Annotated in this window: 1 protein-coding gene; it reads left to right on the top strand. The window is 78.7% G+C overall.

The window, feature by feature from the left end:
- A partial coding sequence (locus AB0E96_RS41065; protein ID WP_359831932.1) for an acyltransferase domain-containing protein occupies positions 1-1,513 on the top strand: 1,513 nt, incomplete at both ends.

Raw genomic sequence — 1,513 nt, forward strand, 5'->3', positions numbered from 1 at the left:
GGCACCGCCCGGGCCTCCCTGGCCGGCCCCGGCCAGGCCCGGCCCGGCGGCGCGACCGCCTTCCTGCTGCCCGGCCAGGGCACCCAGCGGCTCGGCGCGGGCCGCGAGCTGTACACCGCCCACCCGGCGTTCGCCCGGGCCTTCGACGAGGTCTGCGGGGAGCTCGACCGGCACCTCGACCGACCGCTGCGCGAGGTGCTGTGGGGCGAGGACGCCGAACTCCTCGACCGGACGGTGTACGCCCAGGCCGCGCTGTTCGCGATCGGCGTCGCCCTCGCCCGCCTCCTGGAGTCCTGGGGCGTGCGGCCGGACCGGCTGGCCGGCCACTCGATCGGCGAGCTGACCGCCGCGCACCTGGCCGGCATCTGGTCGCTGCCCGACGCCGCCCGGCTGGTCGCCGCGCGCGGCCGGCTGATGCAGGCGCTGCCGGCCGGCGGCGCGATGGCCGCCGTCGAGATCACCGAGGCCGAGGTCGTCCCGCTGCTCACCGCGGGCCTGGACGTCGCCGCCGTCAACGGCCCGCGCTCGGTGGTGGTCTCGGGCGAGGCCCGGGCCGTCGAGGCGCTCGCCGACCGGCTCTCCGCCGAAGGCCGGCGGACCACCCGGCTGCGGGTCTCGCACGCCTTCCACTCCGCCCTGATGGAGCCGATGCTCGACGAGTTCGCCGCTGTGGCACAGGAGTTGGACTACCGCGCGCCGACCGTCCCGCTGGTCTCCAACCTGACCGGGGACGCGGCCGGGGCCGCCGGGATGCTCACCCCCGACTACTGGGTCCGCCAGGTACGCGGTGCGGTCCGGTTCGCCGACTGCGTGCGGGCGCTGCTCGACGACGGCGCCACCCGCTTCCTGGAGCTGGGCCCCGGCGACACGCTCAGCTCGCTCGGCGACACGGTGCTGGACGCGGCCCCCGACGCCGGGCCGGGCAGTACCACCGCGCCGGGCACCGCCGCCGGCGCCGCGTTCGTACCGCTGCTGCGCAAGGGCGTCACGGAGGAACGCGGCCTGCTCGCCGCCCTCGGCCGGGCCCACGTCGACGGACTCGCCGTCGACTGGGCGGCCTTCTTCGCCGGCCGCGCCACCGCGCCGGTCGAGCTGCCGACCTACCGGTTCGAGCACCGCCGCTACTGGCTGGAGCACCGCCCGGGCAGCGGCGACGTGACCGCCGCCGGCCTCACCGCCGCCCGCCACCCCCTGCTGGGCGCCGCCGTCGAGGAGCCGGACGGCGACCTCACCGTGCTGGCCGGCCGGCTCTCCCCCGGCACCCAGCCCTGGCTCGCCGACCACCGGCTGCTGGACGCCGCGGTGGTGCCCGCGAGCCTGCTCGCCGAACTGGCCCTCGCCGCCGCCGCGCACCTCGGCCACAGCGGCCCGGTCGACCTCGCCGTGGAGTCCCTCCCCGCGCTGCCGGAGGGCGGCGCGCAGCTGCGGGTCACCGTCGCCCCCGGGCAGGAGCCGGGGCAGCGGACCGTCCGGGTGCACGCCCGCCCGGAGGGCACCGACCAGCCGTGGACCC

Source organism: Kitasatospora sp. NPDC036755 (genome assembly GCF_040636595.1).
Lineage (GTDB): Bacteria > Actinomycetota > Actinomycetes > Streptomycetales > Streptomycetaceae > Kitasatospora.